The following is a 17212-nucleotide window of genomic DNA, read 5'->3' on the forward strand; positions in this document are numbered from 1 at the left end:
TCATGGGTTGGACAGAGCGGGAAAGAAAAGGTTGGGTGGCGGCAATAAAACGCGGCCCATCCGGGCCGCCGCATCGAATTAGTTTAAAATACCAGCCGAAAAGTAAAAATCAGAATATTAATTTATATTAATTATTTTTGGTAAACGAACCAACCCACCCTGAAAATAAGTTATTTTATCGCCGTAAAACCAAGAAACATCTTAATAAAAACCCAGATAGTTCTTAGCTTTTATCATGAGAAAAAAACGCTCAGTTGAATATTATTTTTGTATGACCCCATTTTTTATCGCGTTACTTTGGGTTACCGGCCTCAATCAGAACGGATTTCATCCACTGGTGGCCTTTATCCCGCTCGGAGGATTCATGCCAGGAGAGATAGCAAGTAGCTTTATTATCGTTGCCACATAAAGGAACCGACTTTATTTTCAACGCCTCCGTCTGTTGCCGCACCAGCCAGGCGGGCGCAATCGCCACCATGTCCGTTTGCGACACCATATTCAACACGCTGTAGAGATCCGTGCACTGTTGTGTCACGGTGCGCAGCATCGGTTCCTCTAAATAAAAAGGTTTACTGAAAGAACCAAAACTTTCCAGGGAAACTGCCGCGTGCTGTTCGGCCAACATTTTCTCCGGCGTCACCTCCTCCCCTATTCGCGGGTGCGCCTGCGCGACCGCCAGCACTAATTCGTCGTCGAACATTGCCAGGCTGCGAAACTCCGCCGACTCGAAACGGCTGTAGCCGATGACAAACTCGACGTCCTGATAACGCAATTGATGTTCGATATTATTGTTAATGTATGACTTTATTTGCAGGTTAAGCTGCGGCGCGATCTGTTTGACGTGATTGATTATTCCAGCGCCCAGACGTAAATCGAGCGGGCTGCACAGCGACAAGGAGAACGCTCGCGTGCTGGTCAGCGGCTCAAACTCAGATCCCGGCAACTCATTTTGCACCAGCTGCAGCGCTTGCCGCACCGGCCCGAACAGCTGCCTGGCGCGCATAGTGGGCTGAATCCCGCGCCCGCAGCGCACAAACAGTTCATCGTTGAACATCACCTTCAGGCGCGCCACCGCGTTACTCACCGCCGGCTGCGACATCCCCAACGAATTAGCGGCTCGCGTAATATTTTGCATTTGCATCACGGCGTCAAACACCGTCAGCAAATTAAGATCGACGCTGCGCAAATGGATGTCCGCCGGCTCTTTGACCATGGCGATTTCTGAATCATATTCAGCCATATTTCACTCCACTAAATCCTGTGTAGATAATCTAATCCTTATGCTCGAAAAACAATGAAACGCCGCATTGTCTTATCTTTGCACGACAAATCCTGCTATTACCGTCATGAGCCGATAAAAAACCTCGTGTTATCGACACGATATAAGTCGTATATGGAATGCATGTCAGTCACTTATCCCGTCAGCAGGAAGAATGCTACCTGGGTGGTACCAACAATTAGGTATTAACAATGATTAATACAATTAAACAACGTAACCGCACTGTATGAGACAAACTATAAAAACACATCATAAGCAATCAAACCATCTAAAAACACTGCTCACTTTGTGTAAAATCGCATTATTTTGTTATATTATGACTAAAACAATCAATTAATCATATGAATCCAATTTCAATCATTTGAATTAAAAATGTTATTTTGTTGCCTCCCGTGATTAATCTCTCTTAATTTTCATCACAAATCTTAACCCAACAAAATCCAGAAGCAATTAGCGCAGTCTCTATTCGATTCGTTTATGCTAAGCAACGCGCAAACTGCGCCCCACTTTTTCTCTAGAGCACCGCATTTTTACCGAATGTTCCTCTGTTTGGCCACTTAGCCGGTGCATTGTCCCCGCATTCAATCAGGTGTTGACATCGCCAGGCCAATCACGTATCAAATTAGGCAGACACCCAATTTAAGAGAAGCTGAACCCTTATGATCCGTACCCACCGTCTACTAGGCCTACTACTCAACGCATCTTGTTTGCGCGGTATGCCTGTGGATGAAGTTCGGAGCTGACTCAGCCGATCACCCATAAGAAACCCGCGCTACTGCGCGGGTTTTTTTTTGCCCGCTTAGCGTGAAATCAACACGATAAGGAATGCACCGATGAGCCAACAAGTCATTATTTTCGATACCACGCTGCGTGACGGCGAACAGGCATTGCAGGCCAGCCTGAGCGTAAAAGAGAAGATTCAGATTGCGCTGGCGCTGGAAAGAATGGGCGTTGACGTGATGGAAGTCGGCTTCCCGGTCTCTTCGCCGGGCGACTTCGAATCGGTGCAAACCATCGCGCGCCAGATCAAGAACAGTCGCGTCTGCGGCCTGGCCCGCTGCGTGGACAAAGACATCGACGTGGCCGCCGAAGCGCTGCGCGTCGCCGAAGCGTTCCGCATCCACGTGTTCCTGGCCACCTCCACCCTGCATATCGAATCGAAGCTGAAGCGCTCGTTCGACGAAGTGTTGGAGATGGCGGTGCGCTCGGTCAAACGCGCCCGCAACTACACCGACGACGTAGAGTTCTCCTGTGAAGACGCCGGCCGCACGCCGATCGACAATCTGTGCCGCGTGGTCGAAGCCGCCATCAACGCCGGCGCCACCACCATCAATATTCCGGACACCGTCGGCTACACCACGCCGAACCAGTTCGGCGGCATCATCACCACCTTGTATGACCGCGTGCCGAACATCGACAAAGCCATCATTTCCGTACACTGCCACGACGATTTGGGCATGGCGGTCGGCAACTCCATTGCCGCGGTCCAGGCCGGCGCCCGTCAGGTGGAAGGCACCCTGAACGGCATCGGTGAGCGCGCCGGCAACTGCTCGCTGGAAGAGGTGATCATGGCGATTAAAGTGCGCCAGGACATCATGAACGTGCACACCAACATCAATCATCAGGAAATCTTCCGCACCAGCCAGATCGTCAGCCAGCTGTGCAACATGCCGATTCCGGCCAACAAGGCGATCGTCGGCGCCAACGCCTTCGCCCACTCCTCCGGCATTCACCAGGACGGCGTGCTGAAGAACCGCGAAAACTACGAAATCATGACCCCGCAGTCGATCGGCCTGAAGGACGTGCAGTTGAACCTGACCTCCCGCTCCGGCCGCGCGGCGGTGAAACACCGCATGGAAGAGATGGGCTACCAGGAGCAGGACTACAACCTGGATACCCTGTATGCCGCCTTCCTGAAGCTGGCCGACAAAAAAGGCCAGGTGTTCGACTATGACCTGGAGGCGCTGGCCTTCATCAATAAACAGCAGGAAGAGCCGGAGCACTTCAGCCTGGGCTACTTCAGCGTGCAGTCCGGCAGCAGCATCATGGCCACCGCCTCGGTGAAACTGATCTGCGGCGGCGAAGAGAAAGCCGAAGCCGCCACCGGCAACGGCCCGGTCGATGCGGTCTATCAGGCGATCAATCGCATCACCGATTACCCGATCGAGCTGGTGAAGTACCAGTTGACCGCCAAGGGCCATGGCCGCGACGCGCTGGGCCAGGTGGATATCGTCGTCTCTTACAACGGCCGCCGCTTCCACGGCGTAGGCCTGGCGACCGACATCGTCGAATCCTCTGCCAAGGCAATGGTGCACGTGTTGAACAATATTTGGCGCTCACAGCAGGTAGAAAAAGAAAAGCAGCGCCTGCAGCAAAACAAACATCAAAATAATCAGGAAACGGTGTGAACATGACGAAGACTTATCACATTGCCGTCTTGCCCGGAGACGGCATCGGCCCGGAAGTAATGGCTCAGGCGCGCAAAGTATTGGACGCGGTGCGTCAACGCTTTGATATTCGCATCACCACCGCCGAGTACGACGTCGGCGGCATCGCCATCGATCGCCACGGCAGCCCGTTGCCGGCGGCGACCGTCGCCGGCTGCGAGCAGGCCGACGCCATCCTGTTCGGCTCGGTGGGCGGCCCAAAATGGGAACACCTGCCGCCGGCCGAGCAGCCGGAACGCGGCGCGCTGTTGCCGCTGCGCAAGCACTTCAAACTGTTCAGCAACCTGCGCCCGGCCCGCCTGTATCAAGGGCTGGAGGCATTCTGCCCGCTGCGCGCCGACATCGCCGCCCGCGGCTTCGACATTCTGTGCGTGCGCGAACTGACCGGTGGCATCTACTTCGGCCAACCGAAGGGCCGCGAAGGCCAGGGCATGCAGGAGCGCGCTTTCGATACCGAGGTGTATCACCGTTTCGAGATTGAACGCATCGCACGCATCGCCTTCGAATCCGCCCGCAAGCGCCGCCACAAGGTGACGTCGATCGACAAGGCCAACGTACTGCAAAGCTCCATCCTGTGGCGTGAAGTGGTCAATCAGGTTGCCAAGGATTACCCGGACGTGTCGCTGTCGCACATGTATATCGACAACGCCACCATGCAGCTGATCAAGGATCCGTCCCAATTCGACGTGCTGCTGTGCTCCAACCTGTTCGGCGACATCCTGTCCGACGAATGCGCGATGATCACCGGCTCGATGGGCATGTTGCCATCCGCCAGCCTGAACGAGCAAGGCTTCGGCCTGTACGAACCGGCGGGCGGTTCCGCGCCGGATATTGCAGGCAAAGGCATCGCCAACCCAATTGCGCAGATCCTGTCCGCCACCCTGCTGCTGCGTTACAGCCTGGGCGCCGATGAAGCGGCCGACGCCGTGGAGCGCGCCATCAACCAGGCGTTGGAACAGGGCTACCGCACCGCCGATCTGGCCGGTGACGGCAAAGCCGTCAGCACCGATGAAATGGGCGACATCATCGCTCGCTTTGTAGCTCAGGGGGCATAACATGGCCAAGACCTTATATCAGAAGCTGTACGACGCCCACGTGGTATACGAAGCGCCGAACGAAACGCCGTTGCTGTATATCGACCGTCACCTGGTGCACGAAGTCACCTCGCCGCAGGCGTTCGACGGCCTGCGCGCCATGGGCCGCAAGGTACGCCAGCCCGGCAAAACCTTCGCCACCATGGATCACAACGTGTCGACCCAGACCAAAGACATCAACGCCAGCGGCGAGATGGCACGTATCCAGATGCAGGAGTTGATCAAGAACTGCGCGGAATTCGGTGTTTCGTTGTATGACCTGAATCACCCCTTCCAGGGCATCGTGCACGTGATCGGGCCTGAGCAAGGCATGACGCTGCCGGGCATGACCATCGTCTGCGGCGACTCGCACACCGCCACCCACGGCGCTTTCGGCTCGCTGGCGTTCGGCATCGGCACCTCCGAAGTGGAACACGTGCTGGCGACCCAAACCCTGAAGCAGGGCCGGGCCAAAACCATGAAGATTGAGGTTACCGGCGACGCCGCCGAGGGCATCACCGCCAAAGACATCGTGCTGGCGGTGATCGGCAAAACCGGCAGCGCCGGCGGCACCGGCCACGTGGTGGAGTTCTGCGGCAAGGCGATCGAAGCGTTGAGCATGGAAGGCCGCATGACCCTGTGCAACATGGCGATCGAAATGGGCGCCAAAGCCGGCTTAGTGGCGCCGGACGACACCACCTTCGCCTACCTGAAGGGGCGCCAGTTCGCGCCAACCGGCGAAAACTGGGAGCAGGCGGTCGCTTACTGGCGCACGTTGAAGTCCGACGCCGACGCCCAGTTCGATACCGTGGTGACGCTGCGCGCCGAAGAGATCGCACCGCAGGTCACCTGGGGCACCAACCCCGGCCAGGTGATCGCCGTCAATCAGGCGATCCCGGCGCCGGAATCGTTCAACGATCCGGTCGAGCGCGCCTCCGCCGAGAAAGCGCTGGCCTACATGGATTTGAAACCGGGCATCAAATTGACCGACGTGCCGATCGACAAAGTGTTCATCGGCTCCTGCACCAACTCACGCATCGAAGATCTGCGCGCGGCGGCGGCGATCGCCAAGGGGCGCAAGGTCGCCAGCGGCGTGCAGGCCATCGTGGTGCCGGGATCCGGCCCGGTGAAGGCCCAGGCGGAAGCCGAAGGGTTGGACAAAATCTTTATCGAAGCCGGTTTCGAATGGCGTTTGCCGGGTTGCTCAATGTGTCTGGCAATGAACAACGACCGTCTGAATCCGGGCGAGCGCTGCGCATCCACCAGCAACCGTAATTTCGAAGGGCGTCAGGGCCGCGGTGGGCGCACCCACCTGGTCAGCCCGGCGATGGCCGCCGCGGCCGCCGTCGCCGGTCACTTCGCCGACATCCGTGATATTCACTAAGGGGCTAACGTGGCTAAATTTACTCAACATACCGGCTTAGTGGTGCCTTTGGATGCGGCCAACGTCGACACCGACGCCATTATTCCCAAGCAGTTCTTACAGAAGGTCACCCGCACCGGTTTCGGCCAGCATCTGTTCAACGACTGGCGCTTCCTCGACGATGCCGGCCAGCAACCGAACCCGGCGTTCGTGCTGAACAAACCGCGCTATAAAGGCGCCAGCATCCTGTTGGCGCGGGAGAACTTCGGCTGCGGCTCCTCGCGCGAACACGCCCCTTGGGCGCTGACCGACTACGGGTTCAAAGTGGTGATCGCGCCGAGCTTCGCCGATATCTTCTACGGCAACTCATTTAACAACCAGCTGTTGCCGGTAACGCTGAGCGAGCAGCAGGTGGATGAGCTGTTCAAACTGGTCGGCGCCAACGAAGGGACGGAGTTCGTGGTGGATCTGGAGAACCAGACGGTCAACGCCGACGGCAAAAGCTATCCGTTCGAAATCGACAGCTTCCGCCGCCACTGCATGATCAACGGGCTGGACAGCATCGGCCTGACGCTGCAGCACGAAGCGGACATCTCCCGCTACGAAGCGCAGCAGCCGGCGTTTCTGAATTAATCCCCTTCACCCGCCGCCCGGCGGGTGAATTTTTTCCTCACCAGTAGCCCAGCAGCTTCCACCACGCCCCGCCGATCAGCATCCAGATCAGCAGGTTAACCACACTCATCACCCATCCCGCTTTCCACCATTCTCCCAGCGTCACATAGCCGGAGCCAAAGATGATCGGCGCGGTGCCGGTGCCGTAATGCGTCAGCGACATCATCAGCGAAGAAGAAAACGCCAGGATCAGGCCCAGCAGCGCCGGTGGCGCGCCAAGCGCGATGCCGGCGGCGAAGAAGGCGGCGAACATCGCCGTCACGTGTGCGGTGGTGCTGGCGAAGAAATAGTGCGAATACAAGTAGATGAGAGTCAGCAAGATCGTACCGCCCACCCAGCTCATACCCATATGGTCAATGCCGTTGCCCACGGTCTGCGACAGCCAGCCGATCAGCCCCAGCTTGCCGAGGAAACTGGCCATCATCACCAGCGCCGAGAACCACACCACGGTGTCCCAGGCCCCTTTATGCTTCAGCACATCCTCCCAGCTCAGCACGCCAGTGGCCAGCAACACCGCCAGGCCGATCAGCGCCGCGGTGGTGGGATTGACCGCCAGCGCCGGGCCGAAGATCATCGCCGGAATGCCGGCCCACAGTATCAGCAACAGCGCGAACACCCCGAGGGTAATTTTTTCCGGCAGCGTCACCGGCCCCAACGCCTGCAGTTTTTCGCGCGCGAAGCGCGGCGCGTCCGGGGTGCTTTTCACCTCCGGCGGATACAGCAGGTAGATGACCAGCGGCATCACGAGCAGCGAACACAGCCCAGGTACCAGGGCGGCAATCGCCCACATCGACCAGGACAGCTCGAAGCTGCCATGGGTGCCTTTGGCGATCAGGCTGACGATCAACGGGTTAGGCGCAGTGGCGGTGATAAACATCGCCGAGGTGACCGGGTTGATGTTGTAGTTCACCAGCGACAGGTAGCGGCCGATCTTGCCGGAGGTATTGAGCTCCGGTTTTGAACCGAAACTGTCGGCGATCGATTTCATGATCGGGTGAATGATGCCGCCGCCGCGCGCGGTGTTGCTCGGCGTCACCGGCGCCAGCGTGGTTTCCGCCAGCGTCAGTGCATAGGCGATGCCCAGCGTTTTTTTGCCGAACAGCGAAATAAAATAGTAGCCGATGCGCGCGCCCAGCCCGGTTTTGTTCAGGCTGAGGGAGATCATGATCGAAAAGCCGATCAGCCAGATCAGCTGGTTGGAAAAACCGCTGAGTGCATCGTCCAGCGCGGCGCCCGGCTTGCCGGGATTGGTGACGCCGGTCACCGCCACCAGGGCGATGGCGATCACTGAGACCGCGCCAATCGGCATCGCTTTGCCGATAATGGCGATGATGGTGCCGATAAACAGCGCCAGCAGCTGCCAGGCGTTGGGCGCAACGCCCTCCGGTACGGGAATGAGGAACCAGATAATCAGCGTGGCGGCGAGGGCGCACAGGGAAGGAAGCGGTTTGAGCGGTGTGAGTTTATCCATAACGTTCCCACTGTTCTAAACAACAAGGCGGCATCTCAATAGCGAGACGGGCGTGGGCGCAACGATCGCGCTCCATATGCCTTCAGCTTGGGCGTCCGCTTCAGCCTTCTCAATGACTTGCATCAAGAATGCCGTCGTTTAACCTCACACTTCACGCACTTTGGCGCTCATCCCGAGCGCCGCCAGCGCCAACAGCGCCGCCATCCAATACACCGAGCCATGACCGAGGTTCTCCACCAGTGCGCCCTGCAGCACCCCGGCCAGGATCACCCCGGTCGAGATACTGTTGGTGAACAGCGTGGTGGCGGCGCCCGGTCGGCCCGGCATCAAATCCTGAAAATAGAGCATGCCGATACCGGCGACGATACCGATAAACACCGCGTTGAGCAGCTGCAGCGCGATCAGGGCCGGCTTGCTCTCCAGTACCGTCAGCCCGAGGTAAAACAGCACGCCTGCCACCACCGCCAGCAGCATCATGTTGCGCTTGCCGAAACGTTTGACGTAGTAACCGGCCAGCAGCATCGCCGGGATCTCCAGCCCGGCGGCGGTACCCATCAACACCCCGGCCAACCCTTCCGGCAGGCCGAGATCGGCGGTGATATACAGCGGCATATCGATGATATACAAGGTGTTGCAGGTCCACATCAGCATTGAGGCGATGAACAGCAGCCGTACGTCGCGATTGCGCCAGGCACTGGCGGGCGCGATCGGCGCAGACACCCCACCCTGCAGCCCCTCATTTTCCGCCGCGCGCGGCACCGAAGGCAGCATAAACCCCACCAGCAGCACGCAAACCGCGAAGGTGGCGGCGGCAATCAGGAACATCACGGTGAATCCGTAGTTCAGCGCCAACGCAAACGACAGCGGCGGGCCGATCACCCACGCCAGCGAAAGCTGGGCGCGCATCACCGAGCTGAACATCACCACTTCACGCGCCTCGCTATCGGCATATTCCCGCGCCAGCGCGAAGATCTGCGGCATGGCGGTGTTGGCAACGGCGGACATCAGCACCCCGGCGGTGATCAGCGTCAGGTAGTCGCGGTTAAAGGCGAACAACAGGCAGTTACCGACCGCCATCAGGCAGCACAGCAGGATCAGCCTGCGGCGATCGCCGCGGGTGTCGGAACGTTTGGCCAGCAGGAAGCTGACGACGATGCCGGCCACCGCGTTGGCGGTGTAAAACAGCCCGACCCACAGCGGCCGCACCTTAACTTCGGTGGTCAGAAACAGGCTGAGCGTCGGCGTCAGCAATGCGCCGGCGATGCCGGAGAGAAAAGCGATCAGTAGGAATGCGGCAAAGATGGGGTTAATGCGCAGTGACAACCGGCTCAGGCGTTGCATATCGTCTTCCCTGACCTCAAAGCAGAAGAAAGAACCTTAGGCCACGGCAAGAAAAATGCAAGCGCATCGCCATGTCCATGCATAAAAAAACCAGTGGGTTGCCCCACTGGCTGGTGAAACAGCACCATTACTCAGAAACTTGTTGCCGCAGCCCCTACAGGTGCTCGCGATATTGCTTATCGGTCATCTCTTTGATGTCCCATTGCGTCAGGTGTGCCAGCATCGCCAGCCGCGCCTGTTCGGGCACCACGCTCAGCCAGTCGGCGCGTTGACGGCGCACCGCGCTGAAATAGCGCTGATAGAACTGTTTGGATAAGAAAGCTTTCATGATTACGCCCTCCCCTTTCATTGATGAAAATTATCGGCGTAATATAGGGAAAGAAAAATTGACGAGTTGAGGCGGGAGCGTTCCTCTTTTATGTCCACGTCCAGATTGCAGCAACAGTTCATCCGCCTGTGGCAGCGCTGCCACGGTGAAACCACCGACACCACCCTGCAGGATCTGGCGGAGGTGCTCAGCTGCTCGCGGCGCCACGTGCGCTCCCTGCTGAGCGCCATGCAGCGGGAAGGCTGGCTCACCTGGCAGGCGGAGTCGGGGCGCGGCAAGCGTTCACGGTTAACCTTCCACTACACCGGCCTGGCGCTGCAGCAACAGCGGGCCGAGGAGCTGTTGGAACAGGATCGCATCGATCAGTTGGTGCAGCTGGTGGGCGACAAAAACGTGGTGCGCCAAATGCTGCTGTCGCAGCTGGGGCGCAGCTTCCGCCAGGGTAAACACATCCTGCGGGTGCTCTACTACCGGCAGTTGTACAACCTGCTGCCCGGCTCGGCGCTGCGGCGTTCGGAAACCCATTTGGCGCGCCAGATCTTCAACGGCCTGACGCGCATAAATGAGGAAAACGGGGAACTGGAGTCCGATCTGTCCCACCATTGGCAGGCGCTGACGCCCTTGCACTGGCGGTTTTACCTGCGCCCGGCGATCCATTTTCATCACGGCCGCGAGCTGGAGATGGCAGACGTCATCACTTCCCTCTCGCGTCTGACCTCGCAACCGCTGTTCTCACATATCGAAAGCGTCACCTCGCCGACGCCGTTCGTTATCGACGTGCATCTGCGCAGCCCCGACCACTGGCTACCCTGGCTGCTGGGCAGCGTGCAGGCCATGATCCTGCCGCGCGAATGGCGCGAACTGCCGGACTTTGCCCGCCATCCGGTCGGCACCGGCCCCTACCGCGTGGTGCGCAATCTTCCCAGCCAGATGAAGATCCACGCCTTCGACGACTATTTCGGCTACCGGGCGCTGATCGACGAGGTGAACATCTGGGTGCTGCCGGAGTTCTCCGAAGAGCTGGTGCACTCCGGCGTGCAGCTGCAGGGCGATGAAACCGGCAAAAACGAACTGGAAAGCCGACTGGAAGAGGGCTGTTATTTCTTGCTGTTCGATCAGCGTTCCCCGCTGGCCGCCGACCCCGCCATTCGCAGCTGGCTGTGCGAATTGATCAACCCCATTTCATTGCTGAGCCACGCCGGGCCGCTCTACCAGCGCTATTGGTCGCCGGCATACGGCTTGCTGCCGCGCTGGCACCACAACCGCACGCTGGCGCAGCAACCCAAACCGGCGGGGCTGACTGAACTGACGATGACCCACTTCAATGAGCATTCGGAGTTTCACGCCATTCGCCAGGCGATCGAACCGCTGTTGGCGCAGCACGGCATCCGCCTGATCGTACAAAGCGTGGATTACGCCACCTGGCACCAGGGCGACGCGCGCAGCGATCTGTGGCTCGGCAGCGCCAACTTCTATCTGCCGCTGGAGTTTTCGCTGTTCGCCACGCTGTACGAACTGCCGCTGATGCAGCACTGCATGAACGAGGATCTGGCGCAGGACGCGGAGTTATGGCGCGCCAACCGCTTGCCGCTGGCGGAGTTTTGCCAGCGGCTAGTCAGCAACCACCAGCTACATCCGCTGTTCCACCACTGGCTGCAGCTGCACGGCCAGCGCAGCATGCGCGGCGTGCGAATGAACACCCTCGGCTGGTTCGACTTCAAGTCAGCCTGGTTTGCCCCGCCGGAGGCATAAGCGCCTTTCGCCCGGGTCGGTTAATCTTTACAATAGCGCCGTCTCAACGGGGTGCGGTGAGTCGGGCCGTGTGCATAAGCCCGATTTTCCGCTGAGAGCACACCCGTCGAACCTGATCCGGTCAATACCGGCGGAGGGATTTGAGCCCAGCGAACCGGCGACGCCGCCTCGCCCCCTCAGATACCCTTGCCCCCTTATTTTTCAGGAGTGCAACGTGGTCAAAAAATATCTGCCCTGCTTATTGCTGCTATGCGCCGCGCCGGTGTTCGCCAAGCCGACGCTGACGGTTTACACCTACGATTCCTTTGCCGCCGACTGGGGCCCTGGCCCGGCGGTAAAAAAAGCCTTCGAAGCCGAGTGCGACTGTGAGCTGAAGTTCGTGGCGCTGGAAGACGGCGTCTCACTGCTCAACCGCCTGCGCATGGAAGGCAAGAACAGCGCCGCCGACGTGGTGCTGGGGCTGGACAACAACCTGTTGCAGGCGGCGCAGCAAACCGGCCTGTTCGCGCCGAGCGGCGTCGACACCGCCAAACTGACGGTGCCGGGCGGCTGGCAGGATACGACCTTCGTGCCTTACGACTACGGGTACTTCGCCTTCGTCTACAACAAAGAAAAACTGAAGAATCCACCGAAGAGCCTGCAGGAGCTGATCAGCAGCGATCGCGACTGGAAGGTGATTTACGAAGATCCGCGCACCAGCACGCCGGGCCTCGGCCTGCTGCTGTGGATGCAAAAAGTGTATGGCGACAAGGCGCCGGCCGCCTGGCAGCAATTGGCGAAGAAGACCGTCACCGTCACCAAAGGTTGGAGCGAGGCCTATGGCCTGTTCCTGAAAGGCGAAGGCGATCTGGTGCTCAGCTACACCACCTCTCCCGCCTACCACCTGATCGAAGAGAAAAAAGACCTTTACGCCGCCGCCACGTTCAGCGAAGGCCACTACCTGCAGGTGGAAGTGGCCGGCAAGCTGAAAGCCGCCAAACAGCCTGAGCTGGCCGAGCGTTTCATGCGGTTCATGGTGACGCCGGCATTCCAGAACACCATCCCGACCGGCAACTGGATGTACCCGGTGATCAACACCCCGCTGCCCGTCGGTTTTGAGCAGATGAACGTGCCGCATACCGCGCTACAATACAGCGCCGAAGAGGTGGCCACACAACGCGGCGGCTGGATCCGGGCATGGCAAACCGCCGTCAGCCGCTGATCCCCCGCTGGCTCTGGCCGGGGCTGCTGGCCGCCGGGCTGATCCTGCTGGTCGCCGCACTGGCGATGGGCTCGCTGTGGCGCCATGCGCCGGACAGCGACTGGCGCGGCCTGTGGCAGGACAGCTACCTGTGGCACGTGGTGCGCTTCACCTTCTGGCAGGCGCTGCTGTCAGCGCTGATTTCGGTGCTGCCCGCCGTTCTGCTGGCGCGCGCGCTCTATCGCCGCCGTTTCCCCGGCCGGCAGCTGTTGCTGCGGCTGTGCGCCATGACGCTGGTACTGCCGGTGTTGGTGGCGGTGTTCGGCCTGCTCAGCGTCTATGGGCGCCAGGGCTGGCTGGCGACGCTGTGCGGCTGGCTGGGCGTCGAATATGGCTTCTCGCCCTACGGGCTGCAGGGCATTCTGCTGGCGCACCTGTTCTTTAACCTGCCACTGGCCGCCCGCCTGTTGCTGCAGGCGCTGGAGAACATTCCGGTGGAGCAGCGCCAACTGGCCGCCCAACTGGGTATGAGCGGCTGGCAGCAGTTCCGCTTCGTCGAATGGCCGGCGCTGCGCCGCCAGATCCTGCCGAGCGGCGCGTTGATCTTCATGCTGTGTTTCGCCAGCTTCGCCACCGTGCTGTCGCTGGGCGGCGGACCGCAGGCCACCACCATCGAACTGGCGATCTACCAGGCGCTGAGTTACGACTACGATCTGGGCCGCGCCGCTATGCTGGCGCTGATCCAGCTGGGCTGTTGTCTCGGGCTGGTGTTGATCAGTCAGCGCCTGAGCCAGGTGCTGCCGGTGGGCCATACCCACGCCCAGCGCTGGCGCAACCCGGAAGACAGCCGGTGGCGACGCGTCGGCGATTTTCTGCTGATCGCCGCCGCGCTGCTGCTGCTGCTGCCGCCCCTGCTGGCGGTGATTGCCGACGGCGCCAATCAGGCCGTCGTCAGCGTGCTGCGCCAGCCGGTGCTGTGGCAGGCGCTGTTCACGTCGCTGCGCATCGCCCTCGGCGCCGGGCTATTGTGCGTGGCGCTCACGATGATGCTGCTGTGGAGCAGCCGCGAGCTGAAGCTGCGGCAGCAGCTGCGCGGCGGCCAGGCGCTGGAGCTGAGCGGCATGGTGATCCTGGCGATGCCGGGCATCGTGCTGGCCACCGGCTTCTTCCTGCTGCTGAGCGATACGATCGGGCTGCCGCAGTCGCCCTATGCGCTGGTGATCCTCACCAATGCGCTGATGGCGGTGCCCTATGCGCTGAAGGTGTTGGAGAACCCGATGCGCGACCTCGCCGAACGTTACAACCCGCTGTGCCTGTCGCTGGATATCCGCGGCTGGCAGCGGCTGCGGCTGATCGAACTACGCGCCCTGCGCCGCCCGCAGGCGCAGGCGCTGGCCTTCGCCTGCGTGCTGTCGATCGGCGATTTCGGCGTGGTTGCCTTGTTTGGCAACGAGCATTTCCGTACCCTGCCTTTTTACCTGTATCAGCAGATTGGCGCCTACCGCAGCCAGGACGGGGCGGTGACCGCGCTGCTGTTGCTGCTGCTGTGCTTCCTGCTGTTTACCCTGATTGAACGCTTACCGGGCCGCCATGCTGACGCTTGAAAAACTGACCTATCTGTATGAACACCTGCCGATGCGCTTTGATCTGCGCATTCAGCCGGGCGAGCGCGTCGCTGTGCTCGGCCCCAGCGGCGCCGGTAAAAGCACCCTGCTGAGTTTGATCGCCGGTTTTCTGCCGGCGGCCAGCGGCCGGCTGCTGCTGAACGGCGAGGACCACACCGCCACGCCGCCGGCCAAACGGCCGGTGTCGATGCTGTTTCAGGAAAACAACCTGTTCGCGCACCTGACGGTGGCGCAGAACATCGGGCTGGGGTTGGATCCCGGTCTGCGCTTGACTGAACAGCAGCGCCAACAGCGGGCGCATATCGCCCGTCAGGTCGGCCTGGAGGAACACCTGGAGCGCCTGCCGTCGCAGCTTTCCGGCGGTCAGCGTCAGCGCGCCGCGCTGGCGCGCTGTTTGATTCGCCAACGGCCGATCCTGTTGCTCGACGAGCCTTTCTCAGCGCTCGATCCGGCGCTGCGCAACGAGATGCTGCAGCTGCTGCAGACGGTGTGCGAACAGCGCAACCTGACGCTGCTGATGGTGTCGCATAACCTCGACGACGCCGCGCGCATCGCGCCGCGCACGCTGCTGGTGGTCGACGGGCGCATCTACTACGACGGCCCGACGCAGGCCCTGCTGGACGGCAGCGCGCCCGAAGCGCGCGTGCTGGGCATTTCGGGTAAAGCGTGATCTGACGCGCGTTTTTTATGCTGCGCCAATAAACCTGTTGTGCGAATTTTGCGCCTGTGTTTTTATAAAAACCTGATTTTTTTTACTGATGATAAGGTTCCCTGTGATCGCATCCTCGCTGACTTCGACCCTACTAGTTACCGCGCTACCAGCCGCGGTGGTCGTCGTGCGTGTGGTGGTGGTCGTCGGCAATGCGCCGTAGGGTCCGAATCAACGCATCGATTCCCAAACCCCGCCGGCGCAAACCGGGCGGGGTTTCTTGTTTTAGCACCCTGCCCAGCAAAGCTCACCGGCCTTGAGAAAGGACAGGAACATGGCAACTTCGGGCACGCCTCAATCGAGTACCCGCTTCACCGGCGCACAATTGATCGTTCATTTGCTGGAGCGTCAGGGCATCACCACCGTCGCCGGCATCCCCGGCGGTGCGGCGCTGCCGCTGTATGACGCGCTGAGCCAAAGCACCCGCATTCACCACGTGCTGGCGCGCCACGAACAGGGCGCGGGCTTTATGGCGCAAGGCATGGCGCGCGCCAACGGCAAGGCGGCGGTGTGCATCGCCTCTAGCGGGCCGGGCGCCACCAACCTGGTCACCGCTATCGCCGACGCCAAGCTCGACTCCATTCCGCTGGTGTGCATCACCGGTCAGGTGCCCTCCTCGATGATCGGCACTGACGCCTTCCAGGAAGTGGATACCTACGGCATTTCCATCCCGATCACCAAGCACAACCATCTGGTGCGCGATATCCGCGAACTGCCGCAGGTGATTGGCGACGCCTTCCGCATCGCCGAGTCCGGCCGCCCCGGCCCGGTCTGGATCGATGTGCCGAAAGACGTGCAAACCGCCACCATTACCCTGGAAGAACTGCCGCCGATCGCCGTGCCGGACGCCGCTCCGAGCTTCGATCCGGCGCTGGTTTCTCAGGCCGCCACGATGATCAACCAGGCGAAACGCCCGATCCTCTACCTGGGCGGCGGCATCATCTGCGCCGACGCTCACCGCCAGGCGGTGGAACTGGCCGAGCGCGCCGGTCTGCCTACCACCATGACGCTGATGGCGCTGGGCGCGATGCCGGTGGAACACCCACTGTCGCTGGGCATGCTGGGCATGCACGCGGCGCGCAGCACCAACTTCATTCTGCAGGAGGCCGATCTGCTGATCGTGCTGGGCGCACGCTTCGACGATCGGGCAATCGGCAAAACCGAGCAGTTCTGCCCTAACGCCGCCATCATTCACGTGGATATCGACCGCGCCGAGCTGGGCAAGGTCAAACAGGCCAACGTGGCAATCCATGCCGACGTCGGCCAGGTGCTGGAACAGCTGCTGCCGCAGATCGACACGCAGCCACGCAGCGCATGGCTGAACACCGTCAACGACCTGAAACGCGAATTCCCGTTCAACATGCCGAACGCCGACGATCCGCTGAGCCATTACGGCCTGGTGCTGGCCGCCGCGCGCTGCGTGGACGACAGCGCCATCATCACCACCGACGTGGGCCAGCATCAGATGTGGGTAGCGCAGGCCTATCCGCTGAGCCGGCCGCGCCAGTGGCTGACGTCGGGCGGCCTGGGCACCATGGGCTTCGGTCTGCCGGCGGCGATCGGCGCGGCGTTGGCAGAGCCCGAGCGCAAAGTACTGTGCTTCTCCGGCGACGGCAGCCTGATGATGAACATTCAGGAAATGGCCACCGCGGTCGAGCACGATCTGGACGTGAAAATCATTTTGATGAACAACCAGGCGCTGGGGCTGGTGCACCAGCAGCAAACCCTGTTCTACCAACAGCGCATCTTCGCCGCCGCCTATCCGAAGCGTACCGACTTCCTGAAAATCGCCGCCGGATTCGGGCTGGATACCTGCGATCTGAACGCCGCGGAAGATCCTCAGGCGGCACTGGCTGAGGCGATCCAGCGCCCGGGTCCCTGCCTGATCCACGCGCTGATCGATATCAACGAAAAAGTGTTCCCGATGGTGCCGCCGGGCGCCGCCAACATCGACATGATTGGAGAATAAGCC

At 60.5% G+C, this 17212-nt stretch carries 14 protein-coding genes and 1 riboswitch; of the genes, 10 read left to right on the forward strand and 4 right to left on the reverse strand.

Features of this window, described 5'->3' with window-relative positions; all coding sequences use genetic code 11:
• Nucleotides 1–292: 292 nt before the first annotated feature.
• Nucleotides 293–1240, reverse strand: a complete 948-nt coding sequence (leuO, locus tag ACJ8HA_RS13940; protein ID WP_025301560.1) for a transcriptional regulator LeuO — start codon at nucleotides 1238–1240, stop codon at nucleotides 293–295.
• An 872-nt stretch (nucleotides 1241–2112) separates the two neighbouring features.
• On the opposite strand from leuO, the gene leuA reads away from it, so the two are divergent.
• The 4 genes from leuA to leuD are packed head-to-tail and all read left to right on the forward strand — an operon-like array spanning nucleotide 2113 to nucleotide 6795.
• Complete coding sequence (leuA, locus tag ACJ8HA_RS13945) at nucleotides 2113–3687, forward strand: 2-isopropylmalate synthase (RefSeq protein ID WP_033641848.1); 1575 nt, start codon at nucleotides 2113–2115, stop codon at nucleotides 3685–3687.
• Nucleotides 3688–3689: 2 nt separating this feature from the next.
• Complete coding sequence (leuB, locus tag ACJ8HA_RS13950) at nucleotides 3690–4781, forward strand: 3-isopropylmalate dehydrogenase (protein WP_025159635.1); 1092 nt, start codon at nucleotides 3690–3692, stop codon at nucleotides 4779–4781.
• A 1-nt stretch (nucleotide 4782) separates the two neighbouring features.
• Nucleotides 4783–6183 (forward strand): 3-isopropylmalate dehydratase large subunit, encoded by a 1401-nt coding sequence (gene leuC, locus ACJ8HA_RS13955; protein ID WP_025301558.1) that lies wholly within the window; start codon nucleotides 4783–4785, stop codon nucleotides 6181–6183.
• A gap of 9 nt (nucleotides 6184–6192) precedes the next feature.
• Nucleotides 6193–6795, forward strand: coding sequence for a 3-isopropylmalate dehydratase small subunit (gene leuD, locus ACJ8HA_RS13960; protein ID WP_323712039.1), 603 nt, complete (start codon nucleotides 6193–6195; stop codon nucleotides 6793–6795).
• A gap of 37 nt (nucleotides 6796–6832) precedes the next feature.
• On the opposite strand, the gene ACJ8HA_RS13965 is transcribed toward leuD, so the two are convergent.
• From ACJ8HA_RS13965 to sgrT, 3 genes are all read right to left on the reverse strand, one after another.
• Nucleotides 6833–8305, reverse strand: coding sequence for a DASS family sodium-coupled anion symporter (locus ACJ8HA_RS13965; protein WP_025301557.1), 1473 nt, complete (start codon nucleotides 8303–8305; stop codon nucleotides 6833–6835).
• Between the two features lie 144 nt (nucleotides 8306–8449).
• Complete coding sequence (locus tag ACJ8HA_RS13970; RefSeq protein ID WP_060434222.1) at nucleotides 8450–9646, reverse strand: sugar efflux transporter; 1197 nt, start codon at nucleotides 9644–9646, stop codon at nucleotides 8450–8452.
• A 154-nt stretch (nucleotides 9647–9800) separates the two neighbouring features.
• Nucleotides 9801–9974, reverse strand: coding sequence for a glucose uptake inhibitor SgrT (gene sgrT / locus ACJ8HA_RS13975; protein WP_071826098.1), 174 nt, complete (start codon nucleotides 9972–9974; stop codon nucleotides 9801–9803).
• A 90-nt stretch (nucleotides 9975–10064) separates the two neighbouring features.
• Here sgrT and sgrR point away from each other — a divergent pair, with 90 nt between their 5' ends.
• The 6 genes from sgrR (at nucleotide 10065) to ilvB (ending at nucleotide 17209) form a co-directional block, all read left to right on the forward strand.
• Nucleotides 10065–11726 carry an HTH-type transcriptional regulator SgrR gene (sgrR, locus tag ACJ8HA_RS13980; RefSeq protein WP_043135953.1) on the forward strand — a complete coding sequence of 554 codons (1662 nt, stop codon included), beginning with the start codon at nucleotides 10065–10067 and terminating at the stop codon, nucleotides 11724–11726.
• A gap of 37 nt (nucleotides 11727–11763) precedes the next feature.
• Nucleotides 11764–11883, forward strand: a riboswitch (TPP riboswitch).
• Between the two features lie 57 nt (nucleotides 11884–11940).
• Nucleotides 11941–12927, forward strand: coding sequence for a thiamine ABC transporter substrate binding subunit (gene thiB, locus ACJ8HA_RS13985; RefSeq protein ID WP_049207260.1), 987 nt, complete (start codon nucleotides 11941–11943; stop codon nucleotides 12925–12927).
• Nucleotides 12903–14510: a thiamine/thiamine pyrophosphate ABC transporter permease ThiP gene (gene thiP / locus ACJ8HA_RS13990; RefSeq protein WP_442515375.1), complete on the forward strand. Its 1608-nt coding sequence runs from the start codon at nucleotides 12903–12905 to the stop codon at nucleotides 14508–14510. Before thiB ends, thiP begins: the two co-directional genes overlap by 25 nt.
• The gene (gene thiQ / locus ACJ8HA_RS13995; protein ID WP_025301552.1) at nucleotides 14497–15201 is read left to right on the forward strand and encodes a thiamine ABC transporter ATP-binding protein ThiQ; all 705 of its coding nucleotides are present in this window, start codon (nucleotides 14497–14499) and stop codon (nucleotides 15199–15201) included. The genes thiP and thiQ overlap by 14 nt, the downstream gene beginning before the upstream one ends.
• 88 nt (nucleotides 15202–15289) lie before the next feature.
• Nucleotides 15290–15403, forward strand: coding sequence for an ilvB operon leader peptide IvbL (ivbL, locus tag ACJ8HA_RS14000; protein WP_154747116.1), 114 nt, complete (start codon nucleotides 15290–15292; stop codon nucleotides 15401–15403).
• A 111-nt stretch (nucleotides 15404–15514) separates the two neighbouring features.
• Nucleotides 15515–17209 (forward strand): acetolactate synthase large subunit, encoded by a 1695-nt coding sequence (gene ilvB / locus ACJ8HA_RS14005; protein ID WP_149569880.1) that lies wholly within the window; start codon nucleotides 15515–15517, stop codon nucleotides 17207–17209.
• The last annotated feature ends 3 nt before the right edge of the window (nucleotides 17210–17212 follow it).

The organism is Serratia sp. CY33802 (genome assembly GCF_052169095.1).
GTDB lineage: Bacteria > Pseudomonadota > Gammaproteobacteria > Enterobacterales > Enterobacteriaceae > Serratia > Serratia bockelmannii.

Excerpts from the sequence above, each read along its gene's own strand:
- ilvB (WP_149569880.1), top strand. The coding sequence starts at position 15,515 with ATGGCAACTTCGGGCACGCCTCAATCGAGTACCCGCTTCACCGGCGCA.
- leuO (WP_025301560.1), bottom strand. The coding sequence starts at position 1,240 with ATGGCTGAATATGATTCAGAAATCGCCATGGTCAAAGAGCCGGCGGAC.
- sgrR (WP_043135953.1), top strand. The coding sequence starts at position 10,065 with ATGTCCACGTCCAGATTGCAGCAACAGTTCATCCGCCTGTGGCAGCGC.
- leuA (WP_033641848.1), top strand. The coding sequence starts at position 2,113 with ATGAGCCAACAAGTCATTATTTTCGATACCACGCTGCGTGACGGCGAA.
- ivbL (WP_154747116.1), top strand. The coding sequence starts at position 15,290 with ATGATAAGGTTCCCTGTGATCGCATCCTCGCTGACTTCGACCCTACTA.
- leuB (WP_025159635.1), top strand. The coding sequence starts at position 3,690 with ATGACGAAGACTTATCACATTGCCGTCTTGCCCGGAGACGGCATCGGC.
- ACJ8HA_RS13965 (WP_025301557.1), bottom strand. The coding sequence starts at position 8,305 with ATGGATAAACTCACACCGCTCAAACCGCTTCCTTCCCTGTGCGCCCTC.
- sgrT (WP_071826098.1), bottom strand. The coding sequence starts at position 9,974 with ATGAAAGCTTTCTTATCCAAACAGTTCTATCAGCGCTATTTCAGCGCG.
- ACJ8HA_RS13970 (WP_060434222.1), bottom strand. The coding sequence starts at position 9,646 with ATGCAACGCCTGAGCCGGTTGTCACTGCGCATTAACCCCATCTTTGCC.
- thiP (WP_442515375.1), top strand. The coding sequence starts at position 12,903 with ATGGCAAACCGCCGTCAGCCGCTGATCCCCCGCTGGCTCTGGCCGGGG.
- thiQ (WP_025301552.1), top strand. The coding sequence starts at position 14,497 with ATGCTGACGCTTGAAAAACTGACCTATCTGTATGAACACCTGCCGATG.
- leuC (WP_025301558.1), top strand. The coding sequence starts at position 4,783 with ATGGCCAAGACCTTATATCAGAAGCTGTACGACGCCCACGTGGTATAC.